The 17,113-nt window shown below is 72.2% G+C and carries 16 protein-coding genes; 4 read left to right on the plus strand and 12 right to left on the minus strand.

Features of this window, described 5'->3' with window-relative positions:
* Positions 1-117 precede the first annotated feature (117 nt).
* Positions 118-369: an ATP-binding protein gene (locus tag ACZ6TD_RS27775; RefSeq protein ID WP_471342501.1), complete on the plus strand. Its 252-nt coding sequence runs from the start codon at positions 118-120 to the stop codon at positions 367-369.
* Between the two features lie 112 nt (positions 370-481).
* Here ACZ6TD_RS27775 and ACZ6TD_RS27780 read toward each other — a convergent pair whose 3' ends face one another.
* The 5 genes from ACZ6TD_RS27780 to afsQ1 all read right to left on the minus strand — a co-directional run bounded on the left by ACZ6TD_RS27780 (position 482) and on the right by afsQ1 (position 4,532).
* Positions 482-685: a PspC domain-containing protein gene (locus ACZ6TD_RS27780; protein WP_471342502.1), complete on the minus strand. Its 204-nt coding sequence runs from the start codon at positions 683-685 to the stop codon at positions 482-484.
* 59 nt (positions 686-744) lie between these two features.
* A complete protein-coding gene (locus tag ACZ6TD_RS27785) occupies positions 745-1,320 on the minus strand; it encodes a VanZ family protein (protein ID WP_471342503.1) in 576 nt (191 codons plus the stop codon).
* Between the two features lie 158 nt (positions 1,321-1,478).
* Positions 1,479-2,093 carry a hypothetical protein gene (locus ACZ6TD_RS27790; protein ID WP_471342505.1) on the minus strand — a complete coding sequence of 205 codons (615 nt, stop codon included), beginning with the start codon at positions 2,091-2,093 and terminating at the stop codon, positions 1,479-1,481.
* Positions 2,090-3,649 (minus strand): ATP-binding protein, encoded by a 1,560-nt coding sequence (locus ACZ6TD_RS27795; protein WP_471358086.1) that lies wholly within the window; start codon positions 3,647-3,649, stop codon positions 2,090-2,092. The genes ACZ6TD_RS27790 and ACZ6TD_RS27795 overlap by 4 nt, the downstream gene beginning before the upstream one ends.
* A gap of 205 nt (positions 3,650-3,854) precedes the next feature.
* A complete protein-coding gene (gene afsQ1, locus ACZ6TD_RS27800) occupies positions 3,855-4,532 on the minus strand; it encodes a two-component system response regulator AfsQ1 (protein WP_173963281.1) in 678 nt (225 codons plus the stop codon).
* Between the two features lie 201 nt (positions 4,533-4,733).
* Here afsQ1 and ACZ6TD_RS27805 point away from each other — a divergent pair, with 201 nt between their 5' ends.
* Positions 4,734-5,516, plus strand: a complete 783-nt coding sequence (locus tag ACZ6TD_RS27805; protein WP_471342506.1) for a SigE family RNA polymerase sigma factor — start codon at positions 4,734-4,736, stop codon at positions 5,514-5,516.
* Positions 5,517-5,682: 166 nt separating this feature from the next.
* On the opposite strand, the gene ACZ6TD_RS27810 is transcribed toward ACZ6TD_RS27805, so the two are convergent.
* The 4 genes from ACZ6TD_RS27810 to deoC form a co-directional block, all read right to left on the minus strand.
* Positions 5,683-6,324, minus strand: coding sequence for an ATP-binding protein (locus ACZ6TD_RS27810; RefSeq protein ID WP_471342508.1), 642 nt, complete (start codon positions 6,322-6,324; stop codon positions 5,683-5,685).
* Between the two features lie 144 nt (positions 6,325-6,468).
* The gene (locus tag ACZ6TD_RS27815; RefSeq protein WP_471342509.1) at positions 6,469-7,332 is read right to left on the minus strand and encodes an aldehyde dehydrogenase family protein; all 864 of its coding nucleotides are present in this window, start codon (positions 7,330-7,332) and stop codon (positions 6,469-6,471) included.
* Positions 7,325-8,758: an aldehyde dehydrogenase family protein gene (locus tag ACZ6TD_RS27820; protein ID WP_471342511.1), complete on the minus strand. Its 1,434-nt coding sequence runs from the start codon at positions 8,756-8,758 to the stop codon at positions 7,325-7,327. The genes ACZ6TD_RS27815 and ACZ6TD_RS27820 overlap by 8 nt, the downstream gene beginning before the upstream one ends.
* A 6-nt stretch (positions 8,759-8,764) precedes the next feature.
* Complete coding sequence (deoC, locus tag ACZ6TD_RS27825; protein WP_471358088.1) at positions 8,765-9,760, minus strand: deoxyribose-phosphate aldolase; 996 nt, start codon at positions 9,758-9,760, stop codon at positions 8,765-8,767.
* Positions 9,761-9,897: 137 nt separating this feature from the next.
* Between deoC and ACZ6TD_RS27830 the strand changes: the two genes are divergently transcribed.
* Entirely contained in the window at positions 9,898-10,575 is a 678-nt protein-coding gene (locus ACZ6TD_RS27830; RefSeq protein ID WP_471342513.1) for a PH domain-containing protein, read from the plus strand.
* 379 nt (positions 10,576-10,954) lie between these two features.
* Here ACZ6TD_RS27830 and ACZ6TD_RS27835 read toward each other — a convergent pair whose 3' ends face one another.
* From ACZ6TD_RS27835 to ACZ6TD_RS27845, 3 genes are all read right to left on the minus strand, one after another.
* A complete protein-coding gene (locus tag ACZ6TD_RS27835; protein WP_471342514.1) occupies positions 10,955-12,727 on the minus strand; it encodes a phospho-sugar mutase in 1,773 nt (590 codons plus the stop codon).
* A 1,207-nt stretch (positions 12,728-13,934) separates the two neighbouring features.
* The gene (locus ACZ6TD_RS27840; RefSeq protein ID WP_470003617.1) at positions 13,935-14,762 is read right to left on the minus strand and encodes a purine-nucleoside phosphorylase; all 828 of its coding nucleotides are present in this window, start codon (positions 14,760-14,762) and stop codon (positions 13,935-13,937) included.
* 292 nt (positions 14,763-15,054) lie between these two features.
* Positions 15,055-15,492, minus strand: a complete 438-nt coding sequence (locus tag ACZ6TD_RS27845) for a gamma-glutamylcyclotransferase family protein (protein WP_020870716.1) — start codon at positions 15,490-15,492, stop codon at positions 15,055-15,057.
* A 136-nt stretch (positions 15,493-15,628) separates the two neighbouring features.
* Between ACZ6TD_RS27845 and ACZ6TD_RS27850 the strand changes: the two genes are divergently transcribed.
* Complete coding sequence (locus tag ACZ6TD_RS27850; RefSeq protein WP_471342516.1) at positions 15,629-17,077, plus strand: NAD(P)H-quinone dehydrogenase; 1,449 nt, start codon at positions 15,629-15,631, stop codon at positions 17,075-17,077.
* Positions 17,078-17,113 lie beyond the last annotated feature (36 nt).

Consider the following 17,113-nt stretch of genomic DNA (forward strand, 5'->3'; position numbering starts at 1 on the left):
CACCCGGCGCACGAACGGGGCGGGGTAACGGAGGCCGTTTTCGGTGTTTGCGGGCAGCCGAAATCCATGGCTACGTTTCCGTATCGGTCAAGCCCCCGTCTCAAGGACAGATTTCTGATGAAGCAGGGAACCCTCAAGACTCTCGGTGTCATTGCCCTCGGTGCCGCCGCCGTCGTCGCCGGAGGCAGCGCCGCGTCCGCGGCGCCGGTCCCCGGCGGCTCCGCGGGCCGTGTCGCCGCCCCGGGGCAGCCCTCCGCCGGCCAGCCCGCGGCGAACCCCGGCGCCCCCCAGGCCAAGCCCGCCCAGGGCATGCTGGGGCAGCTCCCGCTGGGGAACCTGCCGACCGCCGGCCTCCTCAAGCTCGGCTGAACCCCGCCCGGGCACACGGCCGGGCCGCACATCCCGCTGGGGGTGTGCGGCCCGGCCGCTTCCGTATGGGTGGTACGTACGCGGGGTCACGCCACGGCGTCGGCGCGCCGGGTCACCACGCCTCGCGGTAGGCGTCCTCCGCCGGAAGCAGGAACCACAGCGCGAGATAGAGCAGGAACTGCGGCCCCGGCAGCAGACACGAGACCACGAAGAGCACCCGCATCGTCGTCGGGGTGGTCCCGAAGCGCCGGGCGAGACCGGCGCAGACACCGGCGATCCTCTTGTCGTGGCGGGGGCGGACCAGCGGTGCGGCCATGATGGGACTCCTCGTCGTCGGGTGGGCTCGGGAAGAGCTGGTTCCCGATGTCCTCGACGCTATGTCCGCGAGCCGGAGGAGACGTCGCTCCACGGTGCGATCCCGACCCTGGGAATCGTCGGGGTCGGGGCCTGGGCGCCGTCGTCCCGGGGGAGGGGGGCCGCCCGGCCCCGGTCGGCCCGGCGGCGGAGCCGCGCCCGTACGGCGGGCACCACCAGCACATGCGCGAGGGCGACCCCGACGGTGTTCAGCAGCACCGTGTCCACGTTCATGATCTGCCCGGTCACCTCGCTGCGCAGCAGCGCGAACCCCATGGCCACCATCGCCCCGGTGAAGGCCGTACGGACCAGCGAGGCCAGCGGATACGCCTCCATCCGGCCCCCGGCCAGCGGCAGCAGCACCCCCAGCGGCGCGAGCAGCAGCAGCCCGCCCCCGATGGAACGGGCGGCCGACCAGGGGCTGAGCGCCAGATCGGCGCGGATGGTGGCCAGTGGTTCGAGGGTCGCCGCGGACACCCAGGGGACGTTCACCGGTCGCAGGGTCAGCCAGCAGACGAACGAGAGGTGTGCCACGAGGAGCACGAAGCCCGCGACGCGGTAGCGGAAGGCGGCCCTGCGGCCGGAAGGACCCTGCACGAAAATCAGGACGCCGCACGCGGGGGTCGCGGTTCCGCCCCCGCCCCGCTGGTCAGCACCTTGTTACCGACAAGTCGCCGACCTGGGACGGGGCGGTACCGACAGGTAACGAATCGGGACACCAGGATCCCGGGGTTCAGGAGACCAGGACCCGGGGTTCAGGACACCAGCACCCCGGAGTTGACCGCGATCATCGGATTGCGGCGCATCTCCTCGGTGCACTGGTACGCCTTCAGCGGATCCCGCTGGCTGTCCGGGCCGCCGAGCACCACCTTGCCGTCGTCACCGGCCACCGTGGTGTCCGCGAAGGTGCAGACGATCTGGGCGAGCGCCAGGGACTGGATCTCCTCCGGCGGCCGGTTCAGCCGCAGCGCGCTGTCCGGGTCGCCCTTGGCCGGACCGGAGATCTCCACCCAGTCCTCGACCGCCGTGGAGAACCCGGCCGACACCTCGGCCGCCGTCGGCGGTAGCCGCAACTGCTCCAGCAGCGCCCGGGCGACCCGCACCGGCTCCCGGGACGTCTTCTCGTCGCCCTGCCGGGTGGTCCGGCTCACCGACAGGATCCGCGAGGAGCACAGCAGATAAATCCGTACGGAGACCGTGCCCACCCCCTCGGCGGCCCGCTCCGACTCCGGCGCCCGGCAGGACGCCCGCGAGGGCGCGGCCCCGGCGTCCACCGGCACCGAGGTGCCCCGTATCCCGCACCCGGCCGCCAGCAGCGCGACCGCGCCGGTCAGCAGGAGGGCGGCCGACCGGGTCCAGCGCGCGCTCATGGCCTGCCCTCCTCGTCCCGGCCCGTGCCGGTGCTCGTGCCCTTGCCCTCGGCCGTGCCCTTGACCCCGCCGTCGTCGCGCTCGCCCCCGGAGGAGCCGTCGCTGTCGTGATCGGGGTCGCGCTCGTCCTCGGCCTCGTCGGAGGCGATCCGGGAGGCGTCCATCGGCAGCCGCAGCGTGAAGACGGCGCCGCCCTCCGGCGAGTTCGCGGCGCTGATGTCGCCGCCGTGGATATGCGCGTTCTCCATCGCGATCGACAGCCCGAGCCCGCTGCCCTCCGAGCGGGGGCGGGACGCGCTCGCCTTGTAGAAGCGGTCGAAGACATGCGGCAGCACGTCCTCGGGGATGCCCGGACCGTGGTCCCGGACCTTGATCAGCAGCTCATCGCCCTCGGTGCGCACCGAGACCCGCACCGGCGAGCCGCCGTGCTTGAGCGCGTTCCCGATCAGGTTCGCCAGGATCACATCCAGCCGCCGGGGATCCAGCCGGGCCACGATCCCGCGCGCCGCGTCCAGCTCCACCGCGTCCAGCCAGGCGCGGGCGTCGATGCACGCCGTCACCTGGTCGGCGACATCGACATCGTCGAGCACCAGCCGGGCCGTGCCCGCGTCGAAGCGGGTCACCTCCATCAGGTTCTCCACCAGGTCGTTCAGCCGCCGGGTCTCGCTCACCACGAGCTGCACCGCCGGAGCGATCATCGGGTCGAGCGAGTCGGCCTCCTCCTCCAGCACCTCCGTGACGGCCGTGATCGCGGTGAGCGGGGTCCGCAGCTCATGCGACATGTCCGCGACGAAGCGCCGGCTGGACGCCTCCCGCGCCGACAGCTCCGCCACCCGCTTCTGCAACCGCTCCGCGGCCCGGTTGAAGGTGTGGGAGAGATTGGCCAGCTCATCGGAGCCGGAGACCTGGAGCCGGGTGTCGAGATGCCCCTCGCCCAGCCGGTGCGCCGCCTCCCCGAGCCGCTGCACCGGCCGCAGCACCGTGGCCGCGGCGGCCTGCGCCAGCAGCGCGGCGCCGATCAGCGCGAGCCCGGTGGCGATCCCCAGCGACCAGGCCAGGGAGTTCAGATCCTGGCGCTCGGTGTCCAGGGACTTGAGCAGGTAGCCGGTCGGCCCGCCGCCGTTCACCTTGGCCCCGCCGACCAGGTACGGGGTGCCGTCCAGCGTGATCCGCTGCCAGTAGAGGTGGTACGGGGAGGTGTTCCCCTTGCCCACCGGGCGCTTCTGGTCCACCGCGCGCCGCAGCGAGGAGGGCACCACATCGAGGGTGAACAGATCCTTGTCCGAGGCCGCGGGGCAGCTTCCGGCGTCCTTGGTCCGGGTGATCAGCAGTACCTCGTACTTCTGGGTGTTGTCCGCCATACGACCCGCCGCCTCCCGCAATTCGGAACAGGTGGGGAGGGAGGGCAGCGGGTCGGTGTCGTCCTTCAGGGACTTGCGGAACTCGTCCAGCGCCGCGTCCTGGGTACGGGTCAGCACCGCGTCCCGGTTCAGCCAGTACGCGATGGCGGACGCGGACACGGCGGCGGTCAGCGCCACCAGGCCGAAGACCAGCATCAGCCGCAGCCGGAGGCTGAACCACCGCAAGAGCCCCGCGGCCCAGCCCCGGGCCCGACCGGGCTCGTCGCTCACTGCGCTCAATTCCGTACTTCTCCGCCCCCGTGCGTAACCGTCACTGCGCCGGTTCGTTCGCTTCTCCGCCCGTGCGGCGAAGGTGCGGGCATCGTGGTCGTCCGCGGTCCGGTGGCCGCACGGGCGTCGCTCACTGCGGCGCGTCCAGCCGGTACCCGACCCCACGCACCGTACGGATCAGCGTCGGCGACGACGGCACGTCCTCCACCTTCGCGCGCAGCCGCTGTACGCATGCGTCGACCAGCCGCGAGTCCCCGAGGTAGTCGTGCTCCCACACCAGCCGCAGCAGCTGCTGCCGGGACAGCGCCTGCCCCGGACGGCGGCTGAGCTCCAGCAGAAGCCGCAGCTCAGTGGGGGTGAGCTGGAGATCCTCGCCATTCTTGGTGACCGTCATGGCCGCGCGGTCGATCAGCAGATTGCCGAAGGCCGCGGAGTCATTGGCCTCCCGCTCCCCCCGCCGCAGCACCGCGCGGATCCGGGCGTCCAGCACCCGGCCCTGAACGGGTTTGACCACATAGTCGTCGGCACCGGACTCCAGGCCGACCACGACGTCGATGTCATCGCTGCGCGCGGTCAGCAGGATGATCGGCAACTGGTCGGTACGGCGGATCCGGCGGCACACCTCGAAGCCGTCGATCCCGGGCAGCATCACATCGAGCACGATCAGATCCGGCCGCTGCTCACGCAGCAGTTTCAGGCCGTCCTCGCCCGTCGCCGCGGTCGCCACACGGTGGCCCTGGCGAGACAGCGAGAGTTCGAGGGCCGTGCGGATGGCGTCATCGTCCTCGATCAGCAACAGGAAAGGCACGTTGGTCATTCTGGCCTACAAGGGGCCTGTAGTTCGACCGTCAGGGGTTTATCGTCTCGATCCCCTGTGACGAGCCTGTGACAGTCGACAGACACCCCCATGAAACTGGCCCGGCAAAGTCTTCTGTGCACCGGGCGGAACACCACCGGCCGGGGCAGCCAGAAGCCAGACCGACCAGGCTCCATCGACGGGGGGCGCGAAATGAGCACACTGCACTTCTCCACCACCAGCGCAGTTCGCACGCGCCTCCACGACGCCGGGCGGGGCAATGAGAAGTCCGGTGCCGTGAGCGGGCGGGGGTGCGCTCGCGGCGCCGGGCGTCAGCGGCCTCCTTACATGGTGGCCATTGACGCGATCACGGGGGACAAGGAGGCCGGTCACGGCCTCGGGGGGGACAACGGGGGACCGGGGGGCCACGGGGGAGGCTCGTACGGGGAGGCAGAGGGGGAGCGGCGCACCACGTCGGAGGCGGAGTTCACCGCCTATGTCCAGGAGCGCCGCGCCTCCCTGTACGCAACCGCCTACCACCTGACCGGTGACCGCTTCGAGGCCGAGGACCTGCTGCAGAGCGCGCTGTTCTCGACCTACCGGGCCTGGGACCGGATCAGCGACAAGGCGGCGGTCGGCGGCTATCTCCGCCGCACCATGACCAATCTGCACATCAGCGCCTGGCGTCGGCGCAAGCTCAACGAGTACCCGACGGAGGAGCTGCCGGAGACGGTGGGCGACCACGACGCGATGCGCGGCACCGAGCTGCGCACCGTGCTGTGGCAGGCCCTGGCCCGGCTCCCCGAGCTGCAGCGCACGATGCTGGTGCTGCGCTACTACGAGGGCCGGACGGATCCGGAAATCGCGGACATCCTGAACATCAGCGTCGGAACGGTCAAGAGCAGCATCTGGCGCTCGCTGCGCCGGCTGCGCGAGGACGAGAACCTCAGCTTCGGCCGTGACGAGGAGGAGTCCTTCGGCGAACTGGTCGCCTGACGGCGGCGGGGACGACCGAAGGCGGGGGGAAATCGGGGGATACGGGGGAAATGGGGAGGGAGTAGGAAATCGAGGGAACACGGGGGAAATAGGTGCGAGGCCGGACAGCCGAGGGGGGATGTCCGGCCTCGCACCTATTTGACTGCGTGGCTATCCGGTCATGCGGTCATACGGACGCCCTCTGGCCGGCGGCGGGGATCCGCTCTCCCGCCGCCGCGGCCGCTATCCGGCCCAGCGCCACGTCCCTGCCGCACGCGTACGCGCCCAGCGCCGTCTGCCGGGCCACGATCCCGCGCTCCGCGCGCATCAGCCGCAGGCCGCGCCGCAGCAGGTAGAGCGTGGGCTTACGGCCCTCCCGAAGGTCCCGCAGCAGCCTGCGCCGGAACGTGGTGGACGGGCGGCCGCGCAGACAGATCGCGTCCGCGAGCACCCCGAGGTCGGCACACCGCCCGACGATGTCGGCGGCGAAGATCCCCTCGGCGATGAACAGCGGCGCCCGCCCGATGTCCAGCGCCTCCTCGCCGACGCGGGCGCTGGTGGCGATGTCGTAGAGCGGCACGGTCGTACCGGACGTACGGCACAGCTCCTCGATGGCCGCGACCGCCGCGTCCGCGTCCCAGGACAGCGGCGAGTCCCAGTCGGCACCCCCGCCGTCGGGGAGTTGGGGGAGCGTCGGGTCGTCGCCCTCCTTGTAGAAGTCGTCGAGGTTGAGCACGGGCAGCCCGGTGCGGGCCGCGAGCGAGGACTTGCCCGAACCCGAGGGGCCGGAGAGCAGGACGACACGGGCGGAAGGCGGTTGGCTGGTCACGGAACACCAGTGTGACGCATCCTTTCGCCCGCGTGACCCCCGCGTGACCGCCGACCCAACGGCCGACCCAACCGCCCATTTGCGGAAGGGGGTGCGGGGGTGGGGCCAGGGTGTGTTTCCGGCCCTCGCGACGCCTGCGGCGGGCTAGACGCCCATGGGGTGCCAGACGGTCTTGGTCTCCAGGAAGGCGAGGAGGCGGCCGGTGCCGGGGTCGGCGGCCCAATCCACAGCCTGTGGACGCAGGACGCGCTTGAGGTTCTCCGCGGCGGCCTTCTCCAGCTCGGCCGCGAGCTCCGGGTCCGCGCCCGCGAGGTCGATCGCGTTCACGTCCTGGTGCGCGGCCAGCGGGGCGGCGATCTCGGCGGTACGGCCGGAGAGCAGGTTGACCACGCCGCCGGGCAGATCGGAGGTGGCCAGGACCTCGGCGAGGGAGAGCGCGGGCAGGGGGGCACCCTCGGCGGCGATGACCACGGCCGTGTTCCCCGTGACGATCGCCGGGGCGATCACCGACACCAGGCCCAGGAACGACGAGTCCTGGGGCGCGAGGAGCGCGACCACGCCGGTCGGCTCGGGGGAGGAGAGGTTGAAGTACGGCCCGGCCACGGGGTTGGCCGACCCGGCGATCTGGGCCGTCTTGTCGGACCAGCCCGCGTACCAGACCCAGCGGTCGATCGCCGCGTCCACCTGCGCGGTGGCCTTGGCCCTGCTCAGCCCCTCACCGTCGGCCACCTCGTGGATGAACTGGTCGCGGCGGCCCTCCAGCATCTCGGCGACGCGGTAGAGGATCTGGCCCCGGTTGTAGGCGGTGGCCCCCGACCAGCCGCCGAACGCCTTGCGCGCGGCGACGACCGCGTCCCGGGCGTCCTTGCGGGAGGCCAGCGGGGCGTTGGCCAGCCACGTGCCCTTTGCGTCGGTCACCTCGTACACCCGCCCGCTCTCGGACCGGGGGAACGTGCCCCCGACGAACAGCTTGTAGGTCTTGAGCACGGAGAGTCGGTTGTCAGACATCGAGGTACGCCTCCAGGCCGTGGCGACCGCCTTCACGGCCGTATCCGGACTCCTTGTAGCCGCCGAACGGAGAGGCCGGGTCGAACTTGTTGAAGGTGTTGGACCACACCACGCCCGCCCGGAGCTTGTTCGCCATCCACAGGATGCGCGAGCCCTTCTCCGTCCAGATGCCCGCCGACAGCCCGTACGGCGTGTTGTTGGCCTTGGCCACGGCCTCTTCGGGGGTGCGGAAGGTGAGCACCGAGAGCACCGGGCCGAAGATCTCCTCGCGGGCGATCCGGTGGGCCTGGGTGACGCCGGTGAAGAGGGTGGGTGCGAACCAGTAGCCGGAGCTGGGCAGTTCGCACGGCGGGGCCCAGCGCTCGGCGCCCTCGGCCTCGCCCGCGTCGGCCAGGGCGCGGATCCGGGCCAGCTGCTCGGCGGAGTTGATGGCGCCGATGTCGGTGTTCTTGTCCAGCGGATCGCCCACGCGCAGGGTGCCCATCCGGCGCTTGAGCGCGTCGAGCAGCTCGTCCTGGACGGACTCCTGGACCAGGAGGCGGGAGCCCGCGCAGCAGACATGGCCCTGGTTGAAGAAGATGCCGCCGATGATGCCCTCGACCGCCTGGTCGATGGGGGCGTCGTCGAAGACGATGTTCGCGGCCTTGCCCCCGAGTTCGAGGGTGACCTTCTTCCTCGTACCGGCCACCGTACGGGCGATGGCCTTGCCGACCTCGGTCGATCCGGTGAAGGCCACCTTGTCGATGCCGGGGTGGGCGACCAGCTCGGCGCCGGTCGAGCCGTCGCCGGTGACGATGTTCACCACGCCCTTGGGCAGGCCCGCCTGACGGCAGATGTCCGCGAAGAACAGGGCGCTCAGGGGCGTGGTCTCGGCGGGCTTGAGGACGACCGTATTGCCGGTGGCGAGCGCCGGGGCGATCTTCCAGGCCAGCATCAGGAGGGGGAAGTTCCAGGGGATGATCTGACCGGCGACGCCCAGGGGCCGGGGGTTCGAACCGTAGCCGGCGTACGCCAGCTTGTCGGCCCAGCCCGCGTAGTAGAAGAAGTGGGCCGCGACCAGGGGCAGATCGGCGTCGCGCGACTCGCGGATCGGCTTGCCGTTGTCCAGCGACTCCAGGACGGCCAGTTCGCGGGAGCGCTCCTGGATGATCCGCGCGATGCGGAAGAGGTACTTGGCGCGCTCGGAGCCGGGGAGCGCGGACCAGGTCTCGAACGCCTTACGGGCGGCCTTGACGGCGCGGTCCACGTCCTCGACGCCCGCCTGGGCGACCTCGGTGAGGACCTCCTCGGAGGAGGGGGAGAGGGTCTTGAAGACCTTGCCGTCGCCCGCCTCGGCGAACTCCCCGTCGATGAACAGGCCGTAGGACGGGGCGATGTCGACGACCGCGCGGGACTCGGGCGCGGGTGCGTACTCGAAAACTGGCATGGCGTATCAGTCCACCGTCACGTAGTCGGGACCGGAGTACCGGCCGGTGCTCAGCTTCTGGCGCTGCATGAGCAGGTCGTTGAGCAGGCTGGAGGCGCCGAAACGGAACCACTCCGGGGAGAGCCACTCGTCGCCCAGCGTCTCGTTGACCATCACCAGGTACTTGATCGCGTCCTTGGAGGTGCGGATGCCGCCCGCGGGCTTCACGCCCACCCGCACGCCGGTGGTGGCGCGGAAGTCGCGGACCGCCTCCAGCAGGACGAGGGTGACGGGCGGGGTCGCGTTGACGGCCACCTTGCCGGTGGAGGTCTTGATGAAGTCCGCGCCCGCGAGCATCGCCAGCCAGGAGGCGCGGCGGACGTTGTCGTACGTCTGGAGCTCACCGGTCTCGAAGATGACCTTGAGGTGGGCCGCCGTACCGTCCTCGCGGACGCACGCCTCCTTCACCTGCCGGATCTCCTCGAAAACCTCGAGGTAGCGGCCGGAGAGGAAGGCGCCGCGGTCGATCACCATGTCGATCTCGTCCGCCCCGGCGGCGACCGCCTCCCGGGTGTCGGCCAGCTTGACCGGCAGCGCGGCCCGGCCGGAGGGGAAGGCGGTGGCGACGGCGGCCACATGGATGCCGCTGCCGGTCAGGGCCTCCTTGGCGGTGGCCGCCATGTCGCCGTAGACACAGATCGCCGCGACCTTCGGGGTGGTGCGGTCGGTGGGGTCGGGGTTGATCCCCTTGGCGCAGAGCGCCCGGACCTTGCCCGGGGTGTCGGCACCCTCGAGGGTCGTCAGGTCGATCATCGAGATCGCCAGGTCGATGGCGTACGCCTTCGCCGTGGTCTTGATCGAGCGGGTGCCGAGGGTCGCGGCACGGGCCTGCAGGCCGACCGCGTCGACGCCCGGCAGGCCGTGCAGGAAGCGGCGCAGTGCGCCGTCGTTGGCGGTCACGTCCGCCATCGACGCGAGTCGCTCCGCGGCCTCTTTGCCGTATGCGGGAACTGTGGTGGGCATGGTCACCAGACGAGCATATCTACGCGCGTAGTCGGATGTCACCCCCGGGCCTGGAATCGACCGGGGGCCGGGGGCGGGCGATCCCGGGTCTCCCCTGGGCGTCCCCCGCCCCCCGAGTGTGGTGCACAATCGGGCGCATGACGAGCCCGGACGACGACTCCGCCCCCACTGCCTCCAGCTCCGCTTCCTCCGCTTCCTCCGACGCCGAGACCTTCTCGGACCGGATCTACCGCTCCCCGAGCGGTATCGCGGGCGGGGTGCTGCTGCTCGGGCTCAGCGGCTGGCTGGGCATCGACGCGATGGTCCGGGGCGAGGGACGGACGCCGTGGCTGGCGCTGGCCGGGCTGCTGTTCGCGGTGCCGGTGGTGATCGCCTTCACGGTGCGCCCGGCGGTGTACGCGGGGCAGGACCGGCTGCTCGTCCGCAACCCGTTCCGTACGATCACGCTGCCCTGGGCCTCGGTCGAGGGGCTGCGCGCCGGGTACACCAGCGAGGTGCTGGCGGGCGGGGCCACGTACCAACTGTGGGCGATCCCGGTCTCGCTGCGCCGGCGCAAGCGGGCCGCCCGGCAGCAGGCCAGGGCGGCCTCCGAGGACCCCTTCGGTACCACGTCCGCCCATGTCGCGGCGAACAAGCCCGACGAGGACCGCCGGGCCCCCTCCGACGCCGCGATCGGCGACCTGCGCGAGCTGGCCGAACTCAACGCCCAGCGCGAGGGCGCCCAGGGGGCGCCGGAGGTGCGATGGGCCTTCGAGGTGATCGCCCCGACGCTGGCGGGTGCGGTGCTGCTGGGCGTCATGCTGGCCATCGGCTGACCGCTTGGACCGCTGGACCGCTGGCCCGGTTTCCGGCGCCTGGTCCCGGCCGCCGCGCGTGGCCGCCCAGCCGCCCCGCCGCCGGAGGTGGTCGGCCCCACGGCGGCAGGCGTGGCTTCCCGGCCTTCAGCTAGCCGGCCTCCGGACCCCGGGTCCGTGCTTCCGCCGCCTGGCCTCTGGCCTCGGTCGCCCGGCCCTCCGGGGGCGGGACGCGGGCGTCGCCGGGGGTGGCCGACCCCCGCGCGGCACGTTCCGCTACCGCGTCTACGCCCACGCTGTGACCCCGGGGCGGGCGCCCCCGCCCACGTCCTCCGGGCCTGCCTCGGGCCCGGCACCGGGTTCAGTCACCTCAACCGGATCTGAGCCCGCTCCGGCGCCGTCACTGATCGCCGGGGGCGACGGCGACGGGCTCGGCGGCTGATACGTCCGCGTCCGCGTCGGCGGCTTCCGGGAGCTGGATTCCCGCCGCCGCCGAAAGGTCCGTCTTCAGCGCGGCCAGTACGGTGTCCGCCGTGGCGCGGGCCGGGGTGAGGGAGTCGGCGGCGGGGACGTCGGCGACCACCTCCAGGTAGCACTTCAGCTTCGGCTCGGTGCCGCTGGGCCGGACGATCACACGGGCGGCGCGGACGCTCCCCTTCCCGGCGAGCTGATAGCGCAGGCCGTCCGTCGGGGGGAGGGTGTCCGTGCCCCGCGTCAGGTCCTCAGCCGAGGTCACGGCGAGCCCCGCGAGCTCGGTGGGCGGCTGTTCGCGCAGCCGCTTCATCGCGGTGCCGATCACGGAGAGGTCCGTGACCCGGACGGAGAGCTGGTCGGTGGCGTGCAGCCCGTGGGCCACCGCGATGTCGTCCAGCAGATCCGCGAGAGTGCGGCCCTGCTCCTTGAGCTCGGACGTCAGCTCGGCCACGAGCAGCGCGGCCGTGATCCCGTCCTTGTCGCGTACGCCCTCCGGATCCACGCAGTAGCCGAGCGCCTCCTCGTACGCGTAGCGCAGCCCGTCCACCCGGGCCAGCCACTTGAAGCCGGTCAGCGTCTCGGCGTACGGAAGCCCCGCGTCGTCCGCGATCCGGGAGAGGAGCGACGAGGAGACGATCGTGGTCGCGAACGCGCCGCGGGCGCGCTTGTGGACGAGGTGGGTGGCGAGCAGCGCGCCGACCTCGTCCCCGCGCAGCATCCGCCAGCTCGCGGCGTCCGTGGGGGCCGTGGGGTTCGTGATCGCGGGGACGGCGACGGCGCAGCGGTCGGCGTCCGGGTCGTTGGCGATGATGATGTCCGGCGCGACCTTGCGGGCCGTAGCGAAGGCCAGGTCCATCGCCCCCGGCTCCTCCGGGTTGGGGAACGCGACGGTCGGGAACGCCGGGTCGGGCTCCGCCTGCTCGGGCACGACCGCGGGCTCGGGGAACCCGGCGCGGGCGAACGCGGCGGTGAGGGTCTCGCGGCCGACGCCGTGCAGCGGGGTGTAGACGACGCGGGCGTTCCGGGGCGAACCCGGGGTGAGAACGGCGTCGGTCCGCGCGAGGTACGCCTCCAGGACGTCGTCGTTCAGCGTCTCCCAGCCGGTTTCGGGCCGGGGCACGTCGTCCAGGCCGCGGATCGCCGCGATCTCGGCGGCGATCTCGGCGTCGGCTGGCGGCACGATCTGGGAGCCGTCGCCGAGGTAGACCTTGTAGCCGTTGTCGCGGGGCGGGTTGTGGCTCGCGGTGACCTCGACGCCGGCGATCGCGCCGAGGTGGCGGATGGCGAAGGCCAGGACGGGCGTGGGGAGGGGGCGGGGCAGGACGGCGGCCCGGAAGCCGGCGCCGGTCATGACGGCGGCGGTGTCGCGGGCGAACTCGGCGCTCTTGTAGCGGGCGTCGTACCCGACGACGACCAGCCCTTGACCGTGCTGATCGCCCTGGCCGTGGTGCGTCCGCAGATACGCGGCGAGCCCGGCGGCGGCGCGGATGACGACGGCGCGGTTCATCCGCATGGGCCCGGCCCCGAGCTCACCCCGGAGCCCCGCGGTACCGAACTGCAACGTGCCGGAGAACCGCTCGGCGATCGCGTCGACGGCATCGTCCTGGAGCAGCTTCCCGAGCTCATCCCGCGTCTCGGGATCGGGATCCTCGGCAAGCCATGCGCGAGCCTGGGCGATGAGATCGGGCTCCGTGGCCATGGGGGCCTCCTGGGGGGTGGTCGTATGGGTGGTGCGGATGCGGATGCGGATGCGGATGCGGGTGCGGGCGCGGATGCGGGTGCGGGTGCGGATGCGGGCGCGGGGTGCGGGTGCGGGTGCGGGTGCGGATGCGGATGCGGGGTGCGGGTGCGTTGATGGTTGCTGGGGTGCGAGGGGCGGGGCGGGGTGCCCGGGAACGCGGGGCGGGCCGGGGTGCGCGGCCGGTTTCGTTGTGGGTACGGGGGCGGGGCCTCCGGGGCGGGGCTCTGGACCGTATATTTACGGCACCATTAGCCGGGAGCTTGCGTGGGCCGGAAATTGGCGCCACAAATACACGTAAGCGTCCAGAACCCCGCCCCTCCGACCCCGCCCCCTCCCGAGCGTCGGCGACCGCGCCCCGGCGGCACGAGCCCCGGCCGGTTTCCGGACCGTCCGGGGGTGGGTGCGCCACCGTGCCCGGTCCGGTTCCGGACCCGTTCGGGGGCGGGTGCGCCTCCATCTCTCGGCCTCGTCGGCGACCGTGCCCCGAGGGCCTCGGCATCTGAGGGCGGTCCCGCCTCCTCGCGCCTCGTCGCCATCCATGCCCGCCTAGAGGGAGCCACCGATGGCCTCGGCGTCGGAGAGTCACCGTCGGGCGGCGGGCGCCACCCTGCGATCCGGAGTCGGACAAGCGGCTCGTGCCACTCGCGGGTAGGCGCGGGAGGGGCTGGGGCGGAGTCCAACACCGTCCAGCACCCGGCCACCGGGCGGGCCGGAACCGGACCCGAGCTCGTGCCACCGGCGGGTGGCCGCTGACCCGGGTCGGGGCGGAGACGGACGAGGCGTCCGTGCCACCGGCGGGGAGCCGCGGGACGGCGGGAGGGGGTGGGGTCGGAGGGGTGGTGTCCTGGACGCTCACGCATATTTGTGGCGCCAATCTCCGGCCCACGCAAGCCCCCGGCCAACGGCGCCGTAAATGTGCGGTCCAGGGCGCCGCCCCGGAGGCCCCGCCCCCGGCACCCACCACACAACCGGCCGCGCACCCCGGCCCGCCCCGCGTTCCCGGGCACCCCGCCCCGCCTCGCCCCGCGCACCCCGCGCACCCCGCGCACCCCGCGCACCCCGCGCACCCCGCGCGCCCCGCAGACCTCGCGTACCTCGCGCATCGCTGTTCAGTTAGTCAAAGGGTGAGTACCCGCGCAGGGCGCCGTGACGCCGCCACCGGGGATCAGAGGCGGTCGAGGACCTGGGCCAGCAGGCTGCCCATGCGGGAGGCGGAGTCGCGGCCCGCCTGGAGGACCTCCTCGTGGTTGAGGGGCTCGCCTGTCATACCGGCCGCCAGGTTCGTCACCAGGGAGATCCCGAGTACCTCCGCGCCCGCCTCGCGCGCCGCGATGGCCTCCAGGGTGGTGGACATGCCCACCAGGTCCGCCCCTATCGTGCGGGCCATGTTGATCTCCGCCGGAGTCTCGTAGTGCGGCCCGGGGAACTGGGCGTAGACGCCCTCCTCCAGGGTCGGGTCGACCTGCTGGCACAGGGCGCGCAGCCGCGGCGAGTACAGGTCGGTGAGGTCGACGAAGTTGGCGCCCACGATCGGCGAGGTGGCCGTGAGGTTGATGTGGTCGCTGATCAGTACCGGCTGGCCGGGGCGCATGCCCTCGCGGAGGCCGCCGCAGCCGTTGGTGAGGATGATGGTCTTGCAGCCCGCGGCCACGGCGGTGCGTACGCCGTGTGCGACGGCGGCGACACCACGCCCCTCGTAGTAGTGCGTACGGCCGAGGAAGACCAGCGCCCGCTTGTCGTTGATCCGGTACGACCGGATCCGGCCCGCGTGACCCGCGACGGCGGGCGGCGGGAAGCCGGGCAGCTCGGTGACGGGGAACTCGTGCTCGGGCGCCCCGAGGGCGTCGGTGGCGGGGACCCAGCCGGAGCCCAGGACCAGCGCGACGTCGTGGGTTTCCGCGCCGGTCAGCTCGCGCAGGCGGGTGGCGGCGGCGTCGGCGGCGGCGTGCGGGTCGCCCTGACTGTCCCAAGAAACTGATGCGTTCACGCGCACGAGGGTAGCCGGTAACTGCCTACGCGCGTAGACGGAGTCCGCCGAGATGTTCGGATCGTTGCATTGTCGCCGGGCTCACGGCCGGACCCATGCGTCGCGTTGCCGCTGGACCCACCAGGGTCACGTTGGCCCCGGCCCCACCGGCCCAACCAGGCAACCGGACCCAGCAGAGTCACGTCGCCCCTGGCCCACCAGGCCAACCAGACCCACCGGGAAACCGGACCAACCGGGGAACCGAGCCCACCGGGGAACCGAGCCAACCCGGGAACGGGGTCAACCGGACACACCGGACTCAGCAGGGACGCTTCCGGAGCTCCATCACATAGTCGTGCGGCGCCCCCGCCGACTCCGCCGCGTCGGCGATCTCGCCCAGGTAGCGGGCCGAGGGCAGTCCGCCCTCGTAGCCGTTGAGGACGTAGAGCCAGGCGGCCTCGTCGCCGTCCAGTGTGTGGACGCGGATCCGCATCCGGCGGTAGATGTCGAGGCCGACGCCCTCCCAGCGGTCCATGGAGTCCTCGTCCATGGGGGCGATGTCGTAGAGGGCGACGAAGACCTGGGAGCGCGGGGCCTCCACAATCGTGGGGAGGGCGCCTTCCCAGCCCATCTGCTCACCGCCGAAAGTGAGGCGCCAGCCGTTCAGCCAGCCCGTTCCGCGCAGCGGGGAGTGTGGTGCGCGGCGGGACATCAGCCGCGCGTCGAGGTTGCCGGCGTACGCGGCGTAGAGCGACATGGGTCTGAGGGTACGGGAGAGGGGTGGAACGGCCCTCGGGGCGGGAGGTTTGGCGGGGGGTTCGGAGAGAGGTTTCGTACGGCGGTCGCCCCCGCGAAACCCCCCGGGCTGAAGGCATTCGAACCCGTGCGGGACAATGGAGCATGTGACTCGGATCGTGATCATTGGTGGCGGACCCGGCGGCTATGAGGCGGCGCTGGTCGCCGCGCAGCTCGGCGCGGAGGTGACCGTCGTCGACTGCGACGGTCTGGGCGGAGCGTCGGTGCTCACCGACTGTGTGCCGTCGAAGACGTTGATCGCCACCGCCGAGGTGATGACGACCTTCGACTCCTCCTACGAGGAGCTGGGGATCATCGTCGCCGACGACACCCCGCCGCTGGAGCAGGCGGCCCGGGTGGTCGGCGTGGATCTGGGCAAGGTCAACCGCCGGGTGAAGCGGCTCGCGCTCGCCCAGTCGCACGACATCACGGCCTCGGTCACCCGGGCCGGTGGCCGGGTCATGCGCGGGCGCGCGCGGGTGGAGCCGCAGCAGTCGCTGGACGGCACGCGGCGGGTGATCGTGCGGGCCGCGGACGGCAGCGAGCAGACGCTGGTGGCGGACGCGGTGCTGGTGGCGACGGGTGCCCACCCGAGGGAGATCCCGGACGCGAAGCCGGACGGCGAGCGCATCCTGAACTGGACGCAGGTGTACGACCTGGATGAGCTCCCCAGGGAGCTGATCGTGGTCGGCTCCGGTGTGACGGGCGCGGAGTTCGCGGGCGCTTACCAGGCGCTGGGGTCGAAGGTCACGCTGGTCTCCAGCCGGGACCGGGTGCTGCCGGGCGAGGACCCGGACGCGGCGGCGGTGCTGGAGGACGTCTTCCGGCGCCGGGGGATGAACGTGATGTCCCGGTCCCGGGCGCAGGCCGCCAAGCGGGTGGGGGACCGGGTGGAGGTCACGCTCTCGGACGGGCGGGTCATCTCCGGCACCCACTGTCTGATGGCGGTCGGCTCGATCCCGAACACGGCGGACATCGGCCTGGAGGAGGCCGGGGTCAAGCTGGCGGAGTCGGGGCACATCCTGACCGACAAGGTGTCCCGGACCAGCGCGCCGGGCATCTACGCGGCCGGTGACTGCACCGGCGTGCTGGCGCTGGCGTCGGTGGCGGCGATGCAGGGCCGGATCGCGATGTACCACTTCCTCGGGGACGCGGTCACCCCGCTGAACCTGAAGACGGTCTCGGCGAACGTCTTCACCGACCCCGAGATCGCCACGGTCGGCTACTCGCAGGCGGACGTGGACGGCGGGAAGATGGACGCCCGGGTGGTGAAGCTGCCGCTGCTGCGCAATCCGCGGGCGAAGATGCAGGGCATCCGGGACGGCTTCGTCAAGATCTTCTGCCGTCCGGGCACCGGCATCGTGGTCGGCGGTGTGGTGGTCGCGCCGCGGGCGAGCGAGCTGATCCACCCCATATCGCTGGCGGTGGACAACAATCTGACGGTGGAGCAGATCGCCAAAGCCTTCACGGTCTACCCCTCGCTGTCCGGTTCGATCGCCGAGGTGGCCCGGCAGTTGCACACCCGGAAGACTCAGGAAGAGTCATAGACCCGGTCCTTATAGCACTTCGTGCCCTCACAGAAG

It is taken from the genome of Streptomyces yongxingensis (assembly GCF_055597465.1).